Consider the following 19,327-nt stretch of genomic DNA (forward strand, 5'->3'; position numbering starts at 1 on the left):
CCCATCACCGTAGACCTGCCTGCCTCTCCCGGCACATATTTTCCCGCGTCGGCGCCGTACGGCCGGGCGTATCTGGCACGGCGTGGCCTTGCTGGATCAAGAACCCGCAAGCCACCCTCGCGCCAGACACCCTCAAAAGATCTTCACCCAACGAGGTCTCCTTGAATCCCCGGAAGAACTACTGTGCACTTCGTCGGCGTCCGAATCAGCGCGCCCATCCTCATCCCGCGCCCACAGCCACCCGCACGGAATTGCACAGCAGATTCGACCTGCGGCTCAAAACTCAAACACACCGGTGTTGGTCCGCCCCTTCAGAAGAACTTCGTCGTCTGACCATGCGCGGCGATACACGCATGGCCAGAGTGCGTCTGGTCGGGGCTCGGCTTGATGTGCTACAGAATTCCGGTCCAGTGCCACGGCTTGGGCGCCGTCCGGCCACGGAGGCAGTCGACTCGGTACTGCGCCTCGGCTCGCCACTGCGGTCGGGTCGCTGCGTGCTGGGCCGCGTACGTCGTCATGCGCAACTCTCGGGCACCGGCCAGGAGTTCGTAGCCCTCCCACCGGGTGACGTCCATGCCGTACTCGGCGCAGAACTCGGCGTATTCCTCCTCGGTCACTGCGCCCGTAGTCGTTGTCTTGAGGGCCGTTGAGACGAGGTCCCATTCCGGCGGGCCGATGGAAACGCGTTCGAAGTCCATGAGGACCGGGCCGTTGGCAGTGCGGGCGACGTTGCCGACCCACGCATCGCCGTGGACCACGCAGTCGGGCCGCCCGTCCGGGCGCTGCTCCCACTGTTCCGTCAGCTCCTTGAGCCGTCCACGTAGCCAGTCGCGGTCGTCCTCGGTCAGTGAGGTCGCCGCGGTGATGCGCTCGGAGACGCGTACGAACGGGTCCAAGCGCCCCAGCGGGAAGTCGGGGAGACGTAGGGGATGCAGTCGCTTCAGTAGCTGCACGACGTCTTTGACGGAGCCGTTCTCGTGCGGCGGCAGTTCTTCCCAGAACGTCACCGGCTGGCCTGCGGCCTCCACGGGCTGGTCAACAGGCAAGGCGCGTACGGCAGGAACCGCGTTGTCCGCGAGCCAACGGGCCACCTGCACTTCCCTGACGGCCGCGTGTTGCTGCCCCGGCCTGGCGATGCGTGCGATCACGCCGCCCCCGGGGAGCCGCCATATCTCGTTCTCGGCGATGCGGACGGGCTCAGCGCCCGCCGCATCGAACCCGGCGGCCGCGCAGGCCTCCGTCAAGACCGCGGAAGGTGTGACCGAGATCGTCATTCCTTCAACGTAGCGCTGATCCGCTCGCGCAGGTACACGGCCTCTGACAGGCGCCGGTGCCGGGCCGAGAAGCGGCTGAGCTCCTTGAGGTCGTCGGCCGCGCGCTGCGAGGTCAGTTGGCCGGCGTCGTCCAGAGCCCGGTGGCCGACAGCGGCGGCACGCAGCGGATCGCCCTTGGCCATCAACAGACTTGCCAGTTTCGTTCCGGATATCGCCCGGGATCGGGCATAACCGTCGCCGTGGCCGGAGATCGCGATCTCGAACCGGCGCTCTGCCTGGCCGGGATCCTGGTCCTTGAGGACCGAGAGATCGAACAGCGCGTGAGCACTGTCCCCGTGGTGCTGCGCCTCGTCGTAGTACGCCATCCACGGCGGATCGTCCGCCGGGTTCCGTTTGGCGAAAGCGTCGTCGGCCGCTCCCACTGCGGCAAGTGTCCCGCCGACGTCGCCCATCTTCGCGAACGCTCGCGCCCGCGCACTGTGCAGCATGGCCTGAATGGTCGGCGTGAGGCGGTCCGCTCGTACGAGGCCCTTCTCCGCATGCGTCAGTCCGGTGTCCGGGTCGCCGATCCAGATCTCCTGACGCGCGAGGAAGCTGTACACCTTGGCGCGAAGCGGCCAGTCGTTCGCCTCCTCCGCACAGTCGGCAGCGATTTTGAAGGCCACCCGCGCATCGTCGTGGGCGTACGAGTCGAAGTGGCTGGCGCCGACCACGATGCCCAACCGCGCGACCGCCGCGTACAACTGGGCGTTGAGCTGATCCGGGCAGGGAACCGCCAGCAGTCCGGCAGCCCACTGCATGGCGCGGCCAGCCAGGACCCCGACCAGGCCACCACCACCTTGCGCGTTGTCCCGGCGGTGCAAATCGTCCGCAACGCTCAGCACCTGCCCAATGTCCTTGGAACGGATCCATGCAGGAAGCTTCGGCGGCGCTGACGGTGCAACCAGAGCAGCAAGGTCTATCGAGGCGACGGCAGCGACGCTACTGCCCGCCAGAAAGGCGCGACGGTCCACTTCAGTGCTCCCAGACGGCAGTGATGTATCTCTGCCCAGGATGCGGCCTTGATGAGCCTGAACGGTGCCCCCAACTACCCGGCGGGCACCCTTTTCCGTTTCACCCGCGGGAATTTCCGCTTCGACGTAGACCATGCCCCAGGAGCGCGCGAGCACTCCACCGGTGTCGAGCATGTCGTCGAGCTGCTCCGCCAAGTCTCTCCGGCAGGTAGCGATGCCCTTCTCGATCTTCTCCAGGAGAGACGGGCTGACCTGGACTAATGGTCCCAACGTAGAAGCTGTGTAACCCCGTTGCTTGCGCCAGTACCGGACCTCGTGCCCGAACCAGTCGCGGGGTGACGCGTCTGGCGTCAACGGCTTCTCAGGTCGTGGCATGACGGTTTCCCCTAGGTCCCGAAACGGAAAAACGACGTTTCCGCTTCCGCATCTGCACGTGGCGACTTCGGCCTGCCTCAATGGTTGCTGACCGATTCCGCACCAGTACACACCGCAGCCGGAACTCTCCGGCGAGGTTTCGCCAGAACGAATTGGATCTCGGATGGCCATCCTCCTTGCACCCCTCCACGACCCGTCCGAGGTGCGTGCGCGCACGCAGAGCAGCGCGGGCATGCTGGAGATGGACCAGGACGTGACGCCGTTCTCGGTGCACATCACGCGAAGCATCGTCGGGGACCACTTGAAACTGTGGGGGCTGGAGGAACTCGCCGAAGGCGCATGTCTCGCCGTGTCCGAGCTGCTCACCAACGTCTGGCAGCACACCCAACCCGGCAGTTCCGGACAGCGGATCGCTCAGCTCACTCTCACCCGCACGCCGGACGGTGTAACGCTCTGTGTGCATGACTCGGACCCCACTCTGCCCGGAAGCACGAGTGCCAACGACGGCCAGGAGAGCGGCCGGGGCCTGTGGCTCGTCCAGGCACTCGCGCACCGATTCGGAGTCTCGCCATCGCCCAGCGGCGGTAAAGACGTGTGGCTGATCCTCGTCAAAGTCACCGCTACAGACTCGGCGAAGGCGTCCGCCTCCCGGCCCCGCGGACTTCCTGCGGTGGTCGCACGATGACCGATGGACCTTCCCCTCCTGCTATGCAGCGTCATTCCCCCTGATCGGCCGGCGGGCCGCAGAAACGGCCTTGGCTCCCCCAAGAACTAGGGCAGCAACCTCCTGTAGCCCGGCGGCTCCTCCACTCCGTTTTGAGGACACCAACCCCCATGTCCCTTTTACCCACCCTGGTTGCGCAGTCAGCTGGACCTTCATCCGTGTACTCGGAGGTGCGTTGATGCCCACCGAGGTTACGGACCTGATCATTCACTCCGCTGGCCGGGACCATGAGCTGCGTCTCGCCATGGAAGACCTGCAACTGGACCGGTGGCTCGCAGCCCAACAACTCCTTCAAAGCACCGGAACGAACTGGGAGTTACGAACGTCGCGCAGCCAGGTCCTGGCCGTTGGCGCCGCCAAGAGCCACGCTGTTGAAGCATGGCGGGACGAGCAGCCCACGAATGTGGATGCGCTGATGATGTGGGCCCGGGTACTGACCCAGCGGGCGCTCCACGCCTTCCACGTCGGCGTACGCGGTGAGGAGCTGCGCCGTGTGACCTATGCGGCAGACCAGGCGTGCAGGACCGCAGCCAAGCAATGGCCGGCGGATCCGGTGCCGGGTGTCTGCCTCCTGGCCCTGGCTCAGACCGACGTGGACCCGTCATGGCCGCACTCCCCGCTGAACTGGGTAGAGCACAGAGACGGATTCCTGCCGCCGGGGCCGTGGAAGCTGCTGAACTGGGTCCACGCCCGTGATCCGTACAACCGGGAGGCCTACCACCGGGTCCTGCAGGTCTTGCAGGCCCGCGGGGCGGGTGACCTGGACTTCGCATTGTGGGTGGCCACCTCAGCGCCCGCTGGCACTGCGGTGACGCTGCTGCCCCTGTACGCGTTCGTCGAGACCTACCGACGCGCCATCGCACGAAGCCAGACCACCAGCGTGATCGCCTTCTGGGCCACCGAGGAGAAAGCGCACTATGCCCGCCGGGGCCTTGAGTGGTGGTTCAACGCACTGGAACCGGCACCATCCGGCAAAAGGCCGCAGCCGCGCGACTCGCGCACCCATTCGCTGGCGGATCTGAACCATCTCGGATTTGCCCTCAACGCGACGGGCGTAGGAAGGGCTCGGGAGGTCTTCAACGCTATCGGCCGCTATGCCACCCCTGCGCCGTGGATCCATATGGGCACGAACCCCGCGTGGTGGCAGGACGATTTCCGCTCCGCACGCGGCAGATCCCTCAGCGGTCGCCGATGAGCATTCGGGCACCCCTGCCTGGTCATACCCGGCAAACCCTGTCCCAGCCCCGCTTCAAGCAGAGGATTTCCCATTGTCTTCGAGACGAGCACATGCACGCGTTGACCTTGACGATGATGCCGCACTGCGTGCGCATGGCTACAAGCCCGAACTGTCCCGCCGGATGGGAGGGTTCGGCAATTTCGCGATCAGTTTCAGCGTGATCTGCATTCTGGCCGGCGGCATGACCCTGTTCGGCTACGGCATGAACACCGGCGGCCCCGCCGTCATGATCTGGGGCTGGGTCGGCATCGGCGCCATGACCTTACTTCTGGGGATGTGTCTGGCCGAGGTGACGTCCGCCTACCCCACCTCCGGCGGCCTCTACTACATGGCCCACCGTCTCGGCGGACCCCGCTGGGCCTGGGTGACCGGCTGGCTCAACCTCCTCGGCCTGCTCGGCGCCATCGCCGGTATCGACTACGGCTGTGCCCTGTTCGTCGGCGCGTTCGCCAACCTCCAGTGGGGCCTGACGCCCACGCCGGAGACAACGGTCCTGATCTTCGCGGGCATCCTGGTCCTGCACGGCATGCTGAACGCGGCCGGGGTCCGCCTGGTCAATGTCCTCAACAGCATCTCCGTGTGGTGGCAGCTGTTGGGCGTCGCGCTGATCGTCGGGACGCTGACCCTGGCACCGGCCCACCACCAGTCCGCATCCTTCGTACTCGGGCACGTCAACAACGGCACCGGATTCTCCAGCCCCCTCTACGTGGCCGCCCTCGGCTGTCTCCTCGCCGCATACACGTTCTGCGGCTACGACGCCTCCTCCCACCTGTCGGAGGAGACCACCGGGGCGCAGATGGCGGCGCCCCGCGGCATCGTCCGCTCGATCGCCTGGTCCTGGGCGGCCGGTTTCGTCCTCCTGGCCGGCCTGCTGTTCGCCATCCAGGACTACGACGGCACCCTCGGCACGAGCACAGGCGTCCCCCCGGCACAGATCTTCATCGACGTCCTCGGCACCGGCATGGCCAAGGTGCTGCTGCTTATCGTCATCATCGCCCAGCTGTTCTGCGGGAACGCCGAAACCGCTGCCGCCTCCCGCATGGTCTACGCGTTCTCCCGCGACGGGGCGCTGCCGTTCTCCGCGAACTGGCGGCGCGTCAGCCACCGCACCCGCACCCCGATCGCCGCGGTGTGGCTTTCCGCTGGAGTCGCCCTGCTCCTCGCGCTGCCGAGCCTGTACTCGCCGACCGCGTACGCCGCGGTCACCGCGATCAACGTCATCGGAATCACCCCGGCCTACGCAATCCCCGTCTACCTCCGGCTGCGCGCCGGCCACCGCTTCCGGCCCGGTCCCTGGAACCTCGGCGGCTGGAGCCGCCCCCTCGGCCTGCTCTCCGTCCTCTACGTGATCATCCTGACCGTCGTGTTCTGCCTGCCCCAGACCTCTCCAATCACCACGGAGTCGTTCAACTACGCAGGCGTCGCACTGGCTGTCGTCCTGCTGCTGGCCTGGATCACCTGGATCACCAAGGGCAGACGCGACTACAAGGTTCCTCCGCTCGGCTCCGCCGCCCAGAACGCCGCCCTTGCCTCAGAGGTCCTGTGATGACCGACGAGATCGACGACACCCCGGCCCGTGACAGCCTCGGCAAGCTCGTCCAGGACCACAAGATCGACACAGTGATGCTCGGCGTCCCGGACCTGATGGGCCGTCTCAAAGGGAAGAGCTTCGACGCCCGGCACTTTCTCGCACGGCTTCCCACCCGGTCCGAGATGTGCGCCTACATCCTGGCCTCCGACGTCGACATGACTCCCCTGGACGGCTTCGGGCTCACCGGCTGGCACGACGGATACGGCGATCTGGCAGTCCACCCCGACTTGACCGCTGTCCGGCGCCTGAGCTACCTCCCCGGTACCGTCCTCGTCTTCGGCGACGCCCACCGGCACAACGGCCACCGCGTCCAGGTGGCACCCCGGCAGATGCTGCGCCGACAGCTCAAGCGCCTCTCCGACCTCGGGTGGGAGGCCCGTGTAGGTATCGAGAGCGAGTTCCTGCTCTACCGCGGCAGCGCCGACCGTATCCGCCGAGCGGAATACCGCGGCCTGACGCCCGTGTCGCCCCACAACCTCGACTACGCCCTCGACCATCCTCCCGCCCTCACCGCGTTCTTCGGCGACCTTAGGCACGCGCTGCACCACGCTGACGCACCGGTCGAGGCCATCAAGACGGAAGGCGCGCCGGGGCAGATCGAGGTCACGTGGCCGTACGGCGATCCGATGCGTGCCTGCGACACGTACACCGTTCACAAGCACGCCGTCCGCGCCGTCGCCGCGACGCACCGCATGACTCCCACGTTCATGGCCGCCCCCGAGACCGGCGTCGGCTCCGGCCTGCACTTCCACGTGTCCCTGTGGCGCAACGGCGAGCCGGCGTTCGAGACGGCGCCCGGCGTCGATCTCCCCGAAGTCCTCCGCCAGTCCATTGCCGGACTCCTCAACGCATTGCCCCAAATGGCGCCGCTCTACGCCCCGTTTCTCAACTCCTACAAGCGATACCGGCCCCAGTCCTTTGCGCCGGTCAACTACACGTGGGGGTTCGACAACCGCAGCTGCGCCGTCCGCGTCGCGGGCCACCACGAAGACACGCGCCTTGAAATCCGGCTCGCAGGCGCCGACGCCAACCCCTATCTCGCCCTCTCCGCTGTGCTCGCGGGCATCTTTCACGGCATCACGGAAAAGCCCAAGCTCCCGGACCCCTGTGCGGGAGATGCCTATGAGCCTGGTCCGCTTCCACAGCCGGTGCCGCGCTCCCTGGCCGAAGCTACGGCCAGCTTCGCCGGGGGAGCACTCGCCACGCGTGCCTTCGGTCCGTCCGCGGTGCAGCACTACGCCCGTGCTGCCTGCGCCGAGATTGAGGCTGTCCACGGGAAGGTCACGGACGTGGACCGGACAAGGGGATTTCTCCATGCCTGACCTCCTGGCTACGAACCTGCGCCGGATGGCCCGGTCAGCCAACGAATTCCATCAGCGCCTTCACGCGATCCAGTGCCCTCAGGAGATGACCTGATGTTGGGTTCCCTGCTTCCGTACGGCCCGCGCGCCCCGTTGAGAGAGACATATCGCTCCATGCCTTCCACCGCAGCCGGACCGGCCGTAATCCCGTACGTCACCCAGCGGTTAGGAGAGGAGGCGGCGCCCGACAATCTGGTCATCAGGCGCACCGTGCCGGGCCGTAGCCGACTCCACTACCTCGACGAAGACCCCCAGGATCGCGACCCCCGGGGTGTGCTGTACGCGCGGGTCGGCTGGAATCCGCTGGGCGAGGACGGGATGCCGACCGGGGAACCCGAGTGGAGGTTCATGCACCCGCACCGGCAGATGATGACCATGCAGATGCTTCGGTGCCAGGTGTGCACGCAGCCCGCCAGGACGAAGATCGGCTTCATCTTCCTTGCGGGGCCCAGGGACGAGGACCCCACCCGGGCGGAGATCCTGACGAATCAGCCTCCGGTGTGCGCCCGGCACGTGCGCACCGTTGCAGCGCTGTGCCCGCACATGGAGAAGGAACCGATGGTGTTCCTCGCCCAGAGCGCCCCCATGTACGGCGTGGGCGGAGTGCTCTACGGCCGCCTCGCCCGCGGGGGTCTGCACGTCGTTGCCCGACCCGACGTCGCTGTGCCGTACGGAAACCCTGACCTGGCCACATTCCTCGCCTCGCAGATGATCCGCCGGCTCAAGAGCTTCCGCGTCCTCGGCGTGGACGAGCTTCTTAGGGAACTCGCGTTGGCCGCATAAACCCCTGCCCGGTGGCCCGGGAAAACCGTCCGTGCCCAGGCCACCGGGCAGGCCGTACGCCCAGAGCAGGAGGTCCGTGACGCCGCACGCGGGTTGCTCCGGCCGGGGTACGACAACACTCCGCGCTGCCCGGGGCCTGGACGCCCAACAGGACCGCGCCGCCGACGAGGAGGCACTTTCGCTGAGGTCATCGGCGGCGGGCAGTCGGACGGCGGCCGCCGCGGCATGGTGAACCTCCCCGGCCCGTGAGCCGCCCGCACCTTCGCACTTCGTCTCAGAACCCATGTCCAGACATCCATCAGCCTCGGCTCACAGCGGGCTGATGCCCACCGACAACCGTGTAGTGGCCAGGCCGTCGACGGCCTGGTACTCCACCAGCTCCGGCCTTTCACCCAACAGGCAGCCCTTCAGCTCCCTGCCAGTTTCGCCGGCCAAAAACGGATCGCGGCCGCGCCCGGCGATGCGCCCCGCCTTACCGAAACATGCCACCGGCTTCCGCTGCCGTTGGTTCTGATCGGCGCCTGCTTGGCCTCCGCCGACATCACTCCGTCACGGCCTTCGCCGACGCCCCGGCCCGCCGTGCATCTCCCCTTCACACCGACCCTGAGGACCCCACGCAGATGATCACGAACACGGCGCTCGACGAGACGTACCAGGACCTGGAGGAGGAGACCCAGTGCATCTACCGCTGGCTGGGCCTGCTTCCGGTCGCCGACGCCGACCCGGACAAGATCGCCGCAGTCTGTGAGCTGCCGTGGGGGCGGGCAAAGTGGGGGCTGGAGGTCCTGGCTGAGGAGCAGCTCTTGGAGGCGCTGGAGGAACAGGGGTCCCGCGTCCGCTACCGGCTGATCCCCGCCGCACGCGACCACGCCCGGTCGCTGGCTGTGCGGCACGATCCGGAGGACGACCTGGTCCTTGTGTTGCGCCGGCTCTGTGAGTGGGTCTTGGCGATCTCCACGCAGGCCCAGCTTCGGCTCACCCCTGCCCAGGCGGCTCTCCGGCGGTCGCCGATGGACACGCTGCCAGCCGTTGAGCCGCCTTTCGACGATGGCGCCAGCGCTCTGGCCTGGCTGGAGTCGTACGAGAGCAGCATCCTGGACATCCTGCGTGCGGTGCAGACAGCGCACTGGGACGAGATGGTCTGGCAACTCGTCGACAACTTCTGGCCGTTGTTCCTGCGCCGGCACCCCTACGAACTGTGGGCTGCCGCCCACGAGATCGGCGTCGCCGCAGCACGCCGCGCCCACAACGGCGCGGCCGTACAGCAGCTTCAGTGCCGTGGACGCGGAGCGCGTCCGGCGGCGATTGGAATAGGCACGATGAGCAGCAAAGCTGGCCGAACAGGCCGGGCGGCAGGCCAATAGTGTCTCGTCGGCACGGATCGGAGCAGGCGCGTCCCGCAGCGCCCAGGGTTCCCGGCGCAACCGCACGAGGGTTCTCGCCCAGCCGGTCCGAGACAGGCATGCGTGGACTAACGGACACTCAGGTCCCGGGGACAGACGCATGAGCGGGACGGCGTCAGTTCGCGGCGCATCGAAGAAGAGGAACGGCGACCTCGAACGGATCGTGCTGGATGAGCTCAAGTGGTCGATCTCGGGTTTCGCCAAGAGGATCCGCGAGCGCTGCGCAGCCATCGGCCATCCCCGATCGGTGAGCACGAGCACGGTGTCGCGATGGTGCGCTGGCGCGCAGCCGGGGCCGGATCTGGCGGCTGCCGCTTGCTACGTCCTGGCCCGGGCGTGCAAGCGTCAGGTGACCCCGGAGAGCCTGGGGTGGCCGTCCGAGGACATGGATGTCGCCGAGCAGGCGCTCCAGTACGGCGACCTGAGACACGCGGTGCGGATGCTGCGGCGTCTGTGGCAGATGGACGCCGTGCCCAGAAGTGCGGCGGTGCGGAGGATGCCGTTCGCCTCGACGCCCTCTGCGGTCGAGGCGCTGGTCATGCTGCCCGACACGGAGATCGCCGGACGCGGACAGCGGCGGGTGACCGTGGCGGACATCGAGCTCCTGGACGCGCACACCGACCTGTACGGCAGGACGGACGCCCGGCACGGAGGCGGGCAGTTCCGCTCCGTGTTCGCCGGCTTCCTCGCTGCCCACGCCGTTCCGCTGCTCGAAGGGGGGTTCAACGCCGGGCGTGGCCGGCTGCTGTACGGCAGCGTCGCCGACGCGGTGCTCGCGCTGGCGAGCATGGCCTACGACGACCAGCTGCCGGGCTTGGCGCAGCGCTACGACCTGCAGGCGATGCGGCTGGCGCAGGCGATCGGGGATCGCGGCCGCCTGGCGCGCGGCTGCATTCACCAGGCCCGGCTGGCGGCGGCGCGGGGTGACGGCCGGGAGGTGCTGACCCATGCCCGCAGCGCGGTGATCGCGGCGACGGGCGCGTCGGCGCTGGTGCGGGCCTACGTTGCAGTGACGGAGGCGAGGGCGTGGGCCTACAACGGTGACGGCGCGCAGTGCCGGGCCGCGGTGGAGCGGGCGCGTGCCGCGTTCGATAAGGCTGGGAGCGGGGCGGACCCGAGGTGGCTGGCGTGGCTGGACCGCCCGGAGCTGGAGGGACAGGCCGCGTGGGCGTTGGCGATGGCCGGGCTGGCCGAGGACGGCGTGCAGGCGCTGAAGGTGGCGATGGGCCTGCCGCCGGAGCGAACGCGCGACAGCGTGGAGTTGCTGATCACCGGTGCGGAGCTGGCGAGGTTGCGTGGTGATCGGGCGGAGTGGGAGGAGTTGCTGGCGAAGGCGAAGACGGCCGCCCAGCACCTCAAGAGCCGGCGCCTGGTGCGGCGCCTGGCCGACGCCGCCGAGGGCGGCCCGCTCCACGCCTTCTGACCCCGGGCTGGCCGGGGCCGGGCGCGCACGGGCAGCGGCGGAGCAGGGGTCAGAGGGCGGTGTCGCCGAGCCAGGTGAGCTTGGAGCGGACGTCGGCCGCGACGCGAGTCCGGGGTGCATGGCCGGGGGCGGGGGTTCCGACGTACAGGTAGCCGAGCAGCTGCTCGCCGTCGCGGACGCCGAGGTGTTTGCGGACTTGCGGCGCGTCCGGGTACGGGCCGCCGTACCAGACGCCGCCCCAGCCGCGGGTGTCGAGGAGCAGCAGGGTGGTGGCCATCGCGGACGTCGCGGCCAGTTGCTCCCAGCGCGGGATGGTCGGATGGTCGCGAGGCTGGAAGACGAGGGCGAGCATCAGTGGCGCGCGCAGGTGCTTGGCGGCGACCCTCTTGGCCAGGTCGGCGGTGGGTGTGGCCTCGGCGGCGGCTTCACCGAGCCGGGCGCGGGCGTCTCCGCAGATCGCGATCAGGCGCCAGGGGAGCAGCGCCCGTGGTCGGGCGCGGTGGCTGCGGCCGCCAGGAGGTCGAGGAGTTCGTCCGGGCCGGGGGCGGGCGCGGTGAGGCGGATGGTGCTGCGCCGGGTACGGATCGCCGTCTCGGCGATTCCCGCGGCTGTCCGTGCGGCGGGGACGGTGGTCATCGGGTCGCCCCCGGGCCCTCGGGCAGCGCGGTGACTGGTTCGCCGGCGGCGGCCGGGAGGGTGAGGTCGGGTGCGTTGCGGGTGAGGCGGTTGAGCAGGGGCGCGGTGGCGGCGGTGGTCACGACGGCCATGAGGACCATGATCGTGAACAGGTTCGTGGAGATGACGCCGAGTTGGAGACCGATGCCGAGGACGACGATCTCGGTGATTCCGCGGCAGTTCATCAGGGTGCCCATCAGCGCCGACCATCGCCATTCGCAGCCGGCGAGCCGGGCTGCTCCGGCGGCGCCGATCCACTTGCCCGTCACGGCGACGGCCAGGACGAGCGCGGCCCAGCCCCACTGGCCGGCGGGGAGAGCTGAGAGGTCGGTGTGCAGGCCGGTGTCGACGAAGAAGAGCGGCAGCAGCACGGGGACGACCACGGCCTGAAGGCGGGCGGCGCTGCGTTCGACGGCCGGCACCCCGCGCGGCACGGTCGCGCCGACCAGGAACGCGCCGATCGCGGGGTGGACGCCGATCCGGTCGGTGGCCCACGCAGTCAGGAGCAGCCCGGCGACCAGGAGCACCGTCACCAGGTCGTCGGAGGAGCGGGAGGCGCGTTCCAGTGTTCGCTTCACGATGGGGCGTGCCGCCGTGACTGCGGCGGTGAGGGCGGCGGCCAGGGCGAGGGCGGTGAGCGCATCCAACGGGGAGCCGGCGGTGGCCAGGGAGGTGACGGCGATGAGCAGGCACCAGGCGAGGGCGTCGTCGGCGGCGGCGCACGCGAGCGCGAAGGTGCCCAGGGGGGTGGTGGCCAGGCCCCTGTCGGTGAGGATCCGCGCGAGGACGGGGAAGGCGGTGATGGACAGGGCCGTGGCGACGAATAGGACGAACGGGAGGCGCTGCACTCCGGGCGGTGCGAGGGCCGGGTACATAGCCAGCGCGAGCGGGGTCCCGAGCGCGAGAGGCAGCAGGATGCTGCCGGCTGCGACGGAGGTGACGGCGCGGCGGGTGGCGCGCAGGGAGCGCAGGTCGAGTTCGAGGCCGATGAGGAAGAGGAAGACGAGTAGGGCGAGGTTGCCGAGTACGGAGGTGTAGGGCAGGACGGCGGGCGGCAGGAGGAGGTGCTGGACGCCGGGGGCGAGCCAGCCGAGGAGGGAGGGGCCGAGGAGGATGCCGACGGCTATCTCGCCGATGACGGGCGGCTGGCCGAAGCGACGGGCGGCCCAGCCGCCGGCCTGGCAGGCCAGCACCACGGCGGGGACGGTGACGAGTACGAGCGAGAAGGGGCTGGACATCGCAGGGATCCTCTGGGGTCGGCGGTGAGAGGGCGGCGGGTGTGCACGAGCGAGCGGCCCGGCAGCCCGGACAGGGCGAGCCGGGCGCGGGCAGCTCGGGGAAGGTGGGCAGGGGTCAGGTGCGCAGCAGAGGCAGAGTGGTGCAGCGCAGGGAGCCGGGGATGCGGGTGACCTCGCCGTAGTCGACGGTCAGGACCTCGAGCCCGCGGGCGGCCAGGGCGGCGGCGATCCGGTCGCTGCCGGCGGCGACCACGATCGTCGTGGGGGCGATGGCCAGAACGTTGACCTGGACCGCACGGGCCTCGGCGTCGGTGACCGGGACAAGGTCGTCGAAGTGGGCGTCGAACCAGCGGTTCTGGTCGTCGGTGAACACCTCGCGGTGGATGAGGGCAGTGCCGGGCGCGATTACGGCGAGGTGGTCGTCGAGGTGGACGATTCCCTCGACCGCGAAGTGCACGGGGATGACCTCGCGGTCGATGCCGTGCCGGGTGAGTGCTTCCTGGAGGGCGGTCGCACCGTCGGGGCTGGTCTCCTCGCTCAGGCCGACGAGGACACGGCCTGTGTCGGGGAGTAGGACGTCGCCTCCCTCGATCGTGCCGCGCGCGAGGTCGACGGGTTGCACACCGAGTGCGGGGTCGGTGAGGGCGTCGGTCTCGGGAAGGCGGTGCGCGGAGTTCAGCCGGGCCCGGAACAGGACGTCGTCGACGGCGAAGGCGATGTCGCGTGGGTAGTGCTGGGCGGAGCAGCCCGGCGCTGCGGGGAGCAGGACCACCTCGGCGCCGCGTTCGCGCAGCAGGGCGATGAGGTGATCCTGCTGGGCGCGGACGGTGGCGGGGTCGTAGGGGGCCCACGTGCTGGTGGCCTGCTGGCGGGCGAGGACCGGGTGGAGGTCGGGGCCGGCCAGGGGGCGGTTGCAGTCGCCAGCGTGGCGCATGGCGACGCGGCGGAGGGTTCCGTACTCAGTGGAGACGTGGGTGCGTGCGGGCACGGGTCCTCCTGGGGGTCAGTGCGGGGCGCGGTGGTGTGCAAGGTGGAGGCGGCCCGGCACGGCCCGATGGCGGGGTGCCTGCGGGGCGGGCGCCGTCAGGTGCGTCCGTCCCCGCAGGAGTCCGGGGTCAGTCGGCCTGGGCGAGCCAGGGGGCGGCCTCGGCGAGCCGATTCAGGTTGGTGGGGACCAAGGCAGAGTCGGTGTCGTGGTGGTCGAGGGCGGTGGCGAGGATGCCGATGATCGCGTCGTCGCCGTAGTCGCGAGCGGCGATGTGGCTGCCGCAGGCGGGGCAGAAGCCGCGGGCGGTCTTACCGGGGTAGGTGTCGAACCAGGTCGGCTCGGCACCGGTCCACTCCAGCCCGGACATCGGGAATCCGACCCACCACTGGAACGGCGCGCCGGAGCGCTTGGCGCAGTGCCCGCAGTGGCAGATGTGCGGGTCGTCCACCGGGCCGGTGACCGTGAAGCGGATCTTCCCGCATAGGCATCCGCCGGAGCGGACCTCGGAGCCCGCAGTAGCGGCAGCGGCAGTCTCGGACATCAGTTCAATTCCCTTGCACGGTAGGCCAGTTGGGTCCACCAGTGTGTCATCGCGTTGAAGATCTGCAGGAAGCCTTCCAGGGCCTGCGGCAGGTCGAGGTGGAAGAGCTCACTCTGACGGATGAACCGAGCGAGGCCCTCGATGTGGGCCTCTTCCACGCTCATGCCGCCGATCTGCGCGGCCTCGTGGCCCTCGTCGAGGTGGAGCCGGTAGTAGTAGTCCAGGTTCTTCAACTCCGCGCCGCTGGCCTGGATGGTCAGCTCGCCGTACCGGTCGGTGATGTCCCGCAGGATCTCGGTCTCGGCGACGGCAACGCCCTCGGTGGCGTAGTAGCCGCCGGCGATGAGGCTGGTCATGTGGGAGTTCACGAGGACCTGGTGCTGGAGGACCAGCTTGGCGGTCTCGTCGGCGGGGACGTGGCCGTTGACGAGCAGGCCGAGGTCGGCGAGCAGCGCGCGGGTGTAGAGGATGTAGTGGGCGGGGACCTTGCCAGGCTCGCCGCCCTCCTCCAGGAAGTTGCGGTCGAACTCGTGCCCGAGGGCGGGGCAGGAGCCGTAGACCTGCTGAGCAGCCAGGCGAAGGAACTGGGCGTTGTGCCGGGCGAAGACGGCGAGCTCGGCAATGTACATGCGGGCCTGGGCCACGGTGAGGGTGCCGGGGTCGACCAGGGCGCGGATCTGCCGGTAGATCCTGTCGATCATGGGCTTGAGGTGCTTGTCGACGAGGTCGTCGCCGCTGTCGCGGCTGCCCTGGAGTGTGGCGTGAATGTAGCCGCGGGTCTCCGGGTTCGCGGTCAGGTACGCCTCGACGAGGCCGGTGCCGCGCAGGGCGTCGAGCGTGGGCGCGGGTGCGGGTGCGGTGGTGGTCACTCGGTCTCCTCGGGCGTGGTGGTGACGGTCAGGCCGCCGGTGGCGCCGAGAGTGCGGATCGCGGCGATCACCTGTGGGTTGTCGGGGAGGGGGGTCGAGCCGGTGTTGAAGCGCTCGACCAGGTCGGGGGTGAGGACGGCGAAATCGGTCGGCGCCTCGCAGCCGCGGAGGAACGCCTGCTTGCCGGTGACCATCAGCCGGTAGGGGGCGCGCACCGTGACGCTCGTGCCAGGCGCGAGAGCGGCGGCCGCGAACGCGGCGGCGGCCTCGTCGCGGGCGAGGTCGTTCTCGGTCTGCTGCCAGCCGCCGTTGCTCAGGACGGTGTACCAGCGCTGGTGGGCGTGTGCCTGGGCGGCGGCCGACGCCTGCTCGGCGGCCGCGGCGAACGCGGCGGCGGTCACCGTGCCCAGGCGGCGCGCGAGCTCGTCGGAACCGGCGGTCAGCGGATGCATCGGGGACGGCTGGCCGGCATCGGTGTCCGGCTCGCTGACCAGCAGGGCGCCGAGCAGGTCGGGGGCGATCCAGCCCCGGGCGATCGCGGCGTCGGGGAAGGTGTAGAGGGGGATGGCGACGGAGACGGAGAACTCGGTCTGCCGGCCGACGTGGAAGACGCGCTCGGGCAGGAAGAGCGCGTCGCCGGGCTCCAGGGCGAAGTGCTCACCCTGCTCCAGCAGCCACGTGTAGTCGCCGTACAGCGGGTCGCTGCCGCCGGTGAGCTTGCGGTACTCCTCGGCCGGCCAGCAGTAGAAGTCCTTGATGCCGGGCCCGTAGTGGGTGAGGAAGGCGTTCTCGTAGCCCTCGTGGACGCCGAACGCGGTCCCGGAGTAGTTGCCGACGAAGGCGACCAGTTCGGCGCCCCCGGTCGGGAGGCCCCAGCCGTCGATCAGCGCGCCGACGAACTCGCCCAGGCCAGCCGCCAGCGGCTCGCTGACGCTCTCCAGGGTGTTGAGGACCAGGCTGAACCGCTCGGCGCCCACCTGCTCCTGCATCCACGCGGTGAAGCCGTCCTCCGGCCAGCCGCCGGCGGCCAGCACCTTGTCCACCAGGTCGGGGCGGTACTCCTCCCCCACGTACACCCGGGCGTTCGCGGTGATCTCCAGTCCGGCGGCGTGGGCGCGGCGGATGGCGGCGAAGCCGTCCAGGACGGCGGCCGCGTTCGCCGCGGAGGCGGGGACTACGCCCTTGAACAGGTGCGGGCGGGTCATGCCGGCGGTCTTCTCGGGCAGGGTGTCGGTCCAGAATTCGCGGGGCGGGGGCCACGCTCCGGTGCTGCTGCTCATGGCCGGGGTACTCCTTCGGTTCGGGCCGCGGGTGCGGCCGGACGGGCTGGCACGGGTGCGGGCCGGGCGTCAGGCGAACAGGTAGTCCTCGAGGCCGCCGTCGCGGACGGTGTCGAGGGTGAAGCAGTGGTGCCCGCCGCCGAAGAGCCTGCGGTGGCGGTGGCGGACCGGGACGACAGTGAAGCCGCGCTGCTCCAGCAGCTCGATCAGCTCCGGATAGAGGGAGTTGACGACCACCGTGTCCTCGTCGATCGACAGGACGTTGATGTCGATGTACCGGGACGCGGTGGGGATCACGAACCCGAACTCGGTGTAGTCCTGCTCGGGAACCGAGCTCGGCGGCGGGTAGATCGCTTCCCAGCCTTGCATCGCCTCCGGCAGGAACTGCAGGTAGTGCGGGGAGCGCAGCAGCATCAGGCCCGGGCGCAGCGGGACGACGATGGAGTCGACGTGGTTGTCGGCGATCCCCGGCAGCCGGTGGAGGCGCAGGCCGGGGAAGTTGCGGGTCAGCCACCGGTAGGCGAGCTCGTGGTTGTGGTTGGCGACGTTGACCAGCACGTCGCGGCCGAGCCGTACGCACTGGGCGCCGTCGAAGACCATCTCCAGACCCAGGCCGTCGATCGGCAGAGCCTCCTCGCCAGCCATCGCCGCGGTGACGTCGATGCCCTGCCGGTCGAAGTAGGCGGTGTCGAGGGAGCCAGCGGCGAGCGCGGGGCGCGGCATGGACAGCCAGTTCGCGCCCTGCTCGAAGTAGCGGGCGAAGTGGCGCTTGAGGTGGTCGTTCTCGAAGACCCGGCCGCGGATGTGCGGGGCGGTCTCCACGATCGTCTGACCGAGGATGATCGCGTTGTCGCGGACGTTCAGCGGCGGCGTCGCGCCGCTGCTCCACCACGGCGAGGACACCCGGACGTCCTTGCCCGCGGCGGAGGGCCGCAGCACGCGCACCCCACAGCCAGCCAGGGCGTCAGCGAAGGCGGCGACGTCCTCGTTCAGCTCGTCGACGATCTGCTGCGGGACCGACAACTGGCGCTGTCCGTCAGCCAGGTGGGGAGCGACGTTCTCGAAGTAGAACAGCCTCCAGCTGATGTCGGCGTCGTGCTCGGTGTAGTGGTCGCCGCGGCCGACGACGACCTCGCGCAGCCGGGTGAAATCGTCGAAGCTGTGCACGCCTGCGGCGGGCGGGGCGGGATGAGGCTGGGTCATGGGTGGCCGCCTCCTCGGCGGCGGATTCCGGAGCGGCTCGGGCGGGCACGGGGTGCCGCCCGGACGGCACTGCAGCAGGTCGGTAGTTGGACAGGGAGAAGGGATCGGTCAGGCGGCCGTACGCTCAGCGGCCACGGCTTGGGGTGCGGGCTGCGAGGTGAGGCGGGTGATGACGTCCTCGATCACGCACGGCACGTCGGGGGTGGAGCGGCGGCGGAAGAAGTAGCCGGAGCACCACGGCACCTCATCCCAGCGCTCCAGGCGCTCGGAGAGGAGAGCGGCGGCTTTGGGCAGGCGCCGCCAGGGGATTTTGGGGCACCAGTGGTGCACCGGGTGGAACATGTCGTCGAGGTGACCGCCGAGAAGGTGCCGGGTGAGCCAGTGCGAGGACCAGCCGCGGGTCTGCAGCAGCACATCGTCGCGGTTCTCGATCAGCCCGGCGTGGTTGCCGAGGTCGGTGATCCAGGTGACCACCGGCCGCACGAACACCAGCGGGACCAGCCAGTACAGCAGCAGGTCGCCGAGGACGCCGAAGGACCAGCACATGGTGGCGACGCCCGCCCACAGCACCGCGCGGGCGGCCGGCGCCCACCGGCTCTCCCGCGGGCCGCGGGTCACCAGCACTTGAAGTGCCGACGTCGGCAGCCGCCACAGCGTGGCCTTGACGATCACCCGCAGTACGAAGGCGGTCCGGCTCATCGGTACCCGGACGGTGTGCAGGCGCCCGGCCCGGTACGACTGGAACATCGGGTCGGCTCCGGTGCCCAGCTGCGCGTGGTGCACCCCGTGGGTAGCCCGGTAGGGCCGAAGCCCCTCGCCGAGCATCCCCGTCAGCACGTACCCCACCAGGCGGTTGCCGCGCGCGGTGGCCAGCAGTTTCGCGTGCACGCACTCGTGCGCCAGGTTCGACAGGTGCCGCTGGCGCACCCCGATGTACAGCACCGCAAGAAGCGGCCCGACGACGTACCCGACCAAGGAGCCGACGAACGCCGCCAAGGCGATCGCGCCGACGTCGCACACGACGTCCCGCAGCCCGACGCTCGGAGCGCCGCACAGGCCCTCCAACTCGCCGACCAACTCCGGCCCCAGCGCCTGCCGGACCGGACCGGACGCGCCGGTCGAATGCCTGCTGCGCCTCGGTGTCTTCTCACGCCGACGTACCGACCACCGGCTGGTCCTGCCCATCTGCTCTCCTCGGGACATCACTGAACTGGGCATTGGGCTTCCGTGAACCGCTGGGGGGGGGGGGGGGGGGGGCCCCCCCCCCCCCCGCCCCCCCCCCAACCCGCAGAACCCCGTGGCAGGAGACGCAGAAAAACACAACGCACGAGTCGCACCCCCACCACGTA

19 protein-coding genes are annotated in these 19,327 nt (G+C 69.7%); 7 read left to right on the forward strand and 12 right to left on the reverse strand.

Annotated elements, in window-relative coordinates; all coding sequences use genetic code 11:
• Positions 1-392: 392 nt before the first annotated feature.
• Together ACZ6KY_RS15820 and ACZ6KY_RS15825 are read right to left on the reverse strand one after the other, a co-directional pair.
• Positions 393-1,274 carry an aminoglycoside phosphotransferase family protein gene (locus tag ACZ6KY_RS15820; RefSeq protein WP_469310863.1) on the reverse strand — a complete coding sequence of 294 codons (882 nt, stop codon included), beginning with the start codon at positions 1,272-1,274 and terminating at the stop codon, positions 393-395.
• Complete coding sequence (locus ACZ6KY_RS15825; RefSeq protein ID WP_469310864.1) at positions 1,271-2,662, reverse strand: helix-turn-helix domain-containing protein; 1,392 nt, start codon at positions 2,660-2,662, stop codon at positions 1,271-1,273. The genes ACZ6KY_RS15820 and ACZ6KY_RS15825 overlap by 4 nt, the downstream gene beginning before the upstream one ends.
• Before the next feature lie 163 nt (positions 2,663-2,825).
• Between ACZ6KY_RS15825 and ACZ6KY_RS15830 the strand changes: the two genes are divergently transcribed.
• The 5 genes from ACZ6KY_RS15830 to ACZ6KY_RS15850 all read left to right on the forward strand — a co-directional run bounded on the left by ACZ6KY_RS15830 (position 2,826) and on the right by ACZ6KY_RS15850 (position 8,358).
• Positions 2,826-3,347: an ATP-binding protein gene (locus ACZ6KY_RS15830; RefSeq protein WP_469310865.1), complete on the forward strand. Its 522-nt coding sequence runs from the start codon at positions 2,826-2,828 to the stop codon at positions 3,345-3,347.
• 217 nt (positions 3,348-3,564) lie between these two features.
• Positions 3,565-4,581 (forward strand): hypothetical protein, encoded by a 1,017-nt coding sequence (locus tag ACZ6KY_RS15835; protein ID WP_469310866.1) that lies wholly within the window; start codon positions 3,565-3,567, stop codon positions 4,579-4,581.
• 163 nt (positions 4,582-4,744) lie between these two features.
• Positions 4,745-6,169 (forward strand): amino acid permease, encoded by a 1,425-nt coding sequence (locus ACZ6KY_RS15840; RefSeq protein ID WP_469310867.1) that lies wholly within the window; start codon positions 4,745-4,747, stop codon positions 6,167-6,169.
• Positions 6,169-7,536 carry a glutamine synthetase family protein gene (locus ACZ6KY_RS15845; RefSeq protein WP_469310868.1) on the forward strand — a complete coding sequence of 456 codons (1,368 nt, stop codon included), beginning with the start codon at positions 6,169-6,171 and terminating at the stop codon, positions 7,534-7,536. Before ACZ6KY_RS15840 ends, ACZ6KY_RS15845 begins: the two co-directional genes overlap by 1 nt.
• A 153-nt stretch (positions 7,537-7,689) precedes the next feature.
• Positions 7,690-8,358, forward strand: coding sequence for a hypothetical protein (locus tag ACZ6KY_RS15850; protein WP_469310869.1), 669 nt, complete (start codon positions 7,690-7,692; stop codon positions 8,356-8,358).
• 309 nt (positions 8,359-8,667) lie between these two features.
• Here the strand turns inward: ACZ6KY_RS15850 and ACZ6KY_RS15855 are convergent, their stop codons facing one another.
• Positions 8,668-8,793: a hypothetical protein gene (locus tag ACZ6KY_RS15855; RefSeq protein ID WP_469310870.1), complete on the reverse strand. Its 126-nt coding sequence runs from the start codon at positions 8,791-8,793 to the stop codon at positions 8,668-8,670.
• Positions 8,794-8,978: 185 nt separating this feature from the next.
• Here ACZ6KY_RS15855 and ACZ6KY_RS15860 point away from each other — a divergent pair, with 185 nt between their 5' ends.
• Together ACZ6KY_RS15860 and ACZ6KY_RS15865 are read left to right on the forward strand one after the other, a co-directional pair.
• Positions 8,979-9,722 carry a hypothetical protein gene (locus ACZ6KY_RS15860; protein WP_469310871.1) on the forward strand — a complete coding sequence of 248 codons (744 nt, stop codon included), beginning with the start codon at positions 8,979-8,981 and terminating at the stop codon, positions 9,720-9,722.
• 139 nt (positions 9,723-9,861) lie between these two features.
• The gene (locus ACZ6KY_RS15865; RefSeq protein ID WP_469310872.1) at positions 9,862-11,184 is read left to right on the forward strand and encodes a transcriptional regulator; all 1,323 of its coding nucleotides are present in this window, start codon (positions 9,862-9,864) and stop codon (positions 11,182-11,184) included.
• A 49-nt stretch (positions 11,185-11,233) separates the two neighbouring features.
• Here the strand turns inward: ACZ6KY_RS15865 and ACZ6KY_RS15870 are convergent, their stop codons facing one another.
• From ACZ6KY_RS15870 to ACZ6KY_RS15910, 9 genes are all read right to left on the reverse strand, one after another.
• Positions 11,234-11,665: a nitroreductase family protein gene (locus tag ACZ6KY_RS15870; protein WP_469310888.1), complete on the reverse strand. Its 432-nt coding sequence runs from the start codon at positions 11,663-11,665 to the stop codon at positions 11,234-11,236.
• Positions 11,647-11,820 carry a hypothetical protein gene (locus ACZ6KY_RS15875; protein WP_469310873.1) on the reverse strand — a complete coding sequence of 58 codons (174 nt, stop codon included), beginning with the start codon at positions 11,818-11,820 and terminating at the stop codon, positions 11,647-11,649. Before ACZ6KY_RS15875 ends, ACZ6KY_RS15870 begins: the two co-directional genes overlap by 19 nt.
• Positions 11,817-13,097, reverse strand: coding sequence for a cation:proton antiporter (locus tag ACZ6KY_RS15880; protein ID WP_469310874.1), 1,281 nt, complete (start codon positions 13,095-13,097; stop codon positions 11,817-11,819). The genes ACZ6KY_RS15875 and ACZ6KY_RS15880 overlap by 4 nt, the downstream gene beginning before the upstream one ends.
• 115 nt (positions 13,098-13,212) lie before the next feature.
• The gene (locus ACZ6KY_RS15885) at positions 13,213-14,085 is read right to left on the reverse strand and encodes a dimethylarginine dimethylaminohydrolase family protein (RefSeq protein WP_469310875.1); all 873 of its coding nucleotides are present in this window, start codon (positions 14,083-14,085) and stop codon (positions 13,213-13,215) included.
• A gap of 127 nt (positions 14,086-14,212) precedes the next feature.
• A complete protein-coding gene (locus ACZ6KY_RS15890; RefSeq protein ID WP_469310876.1) occupies positions 14,213-14,626 on the reverse strand; it encodes a GFA family protein in 414 nt (137 codons plus the stop codon).
• Complete coding sequence (locus ACZ6KY_RS15895) at positions 14,626-15,495, reverse strand: DUF3865 domain-containing protein (protein ID WP_469310877.1); 870 nt, start codon at positions 15,493-15,495, stop codon at positions 14,626-14,628. The genes ACZ6KY_RS15890 and ACZ6KY_RS15895 overlap by 1 nt, the downstream gene beginning before the upstream one ends.
• Positions 15,492-16,775: a hypothetical protein gene (locus ACZ6KY_RS15900; protein WP_469310878.1), complete on the reverse strand. Its 1,284-nt coding sequence runs from the start codon at positions 16,773-16,775 to the stop codon at positions 15,492-15,494. Before ACZ6KY_RS15900 ends, ACZ6KY_RS15895 begins: the two co-directional genes overlap by 4 nt.
• A 69-nt stretch (positions 16,776-16,844) precedes the next feature.
• Entirely contained in the window at positions 16,845-17,978 is a 1,134-nt protein-coding gene (locus tag ACZ6KY_RS15905; protein ID WP_469310879.1) for an inosamine-phosphate amidinotransferase 1, read from the reverse strand.
• Positions 17,979-18,086: 108 nt separating this feature from the next.
• A complete protein-coding gene (locus ACZ6KY_RS15910) occupies positions 18,087-19,163 on the reverse strand; it encodes a fatty acid desaturase family protein (protein WP_469310880.1) in 1,077 nt (358 codons plus the stop codon).
• Positions 19,164-19,327: the final 164 nt, after the last annotated feature.

This window comes from Streptomyces sp. NPDC042002, from assembly GCF_055588305.1.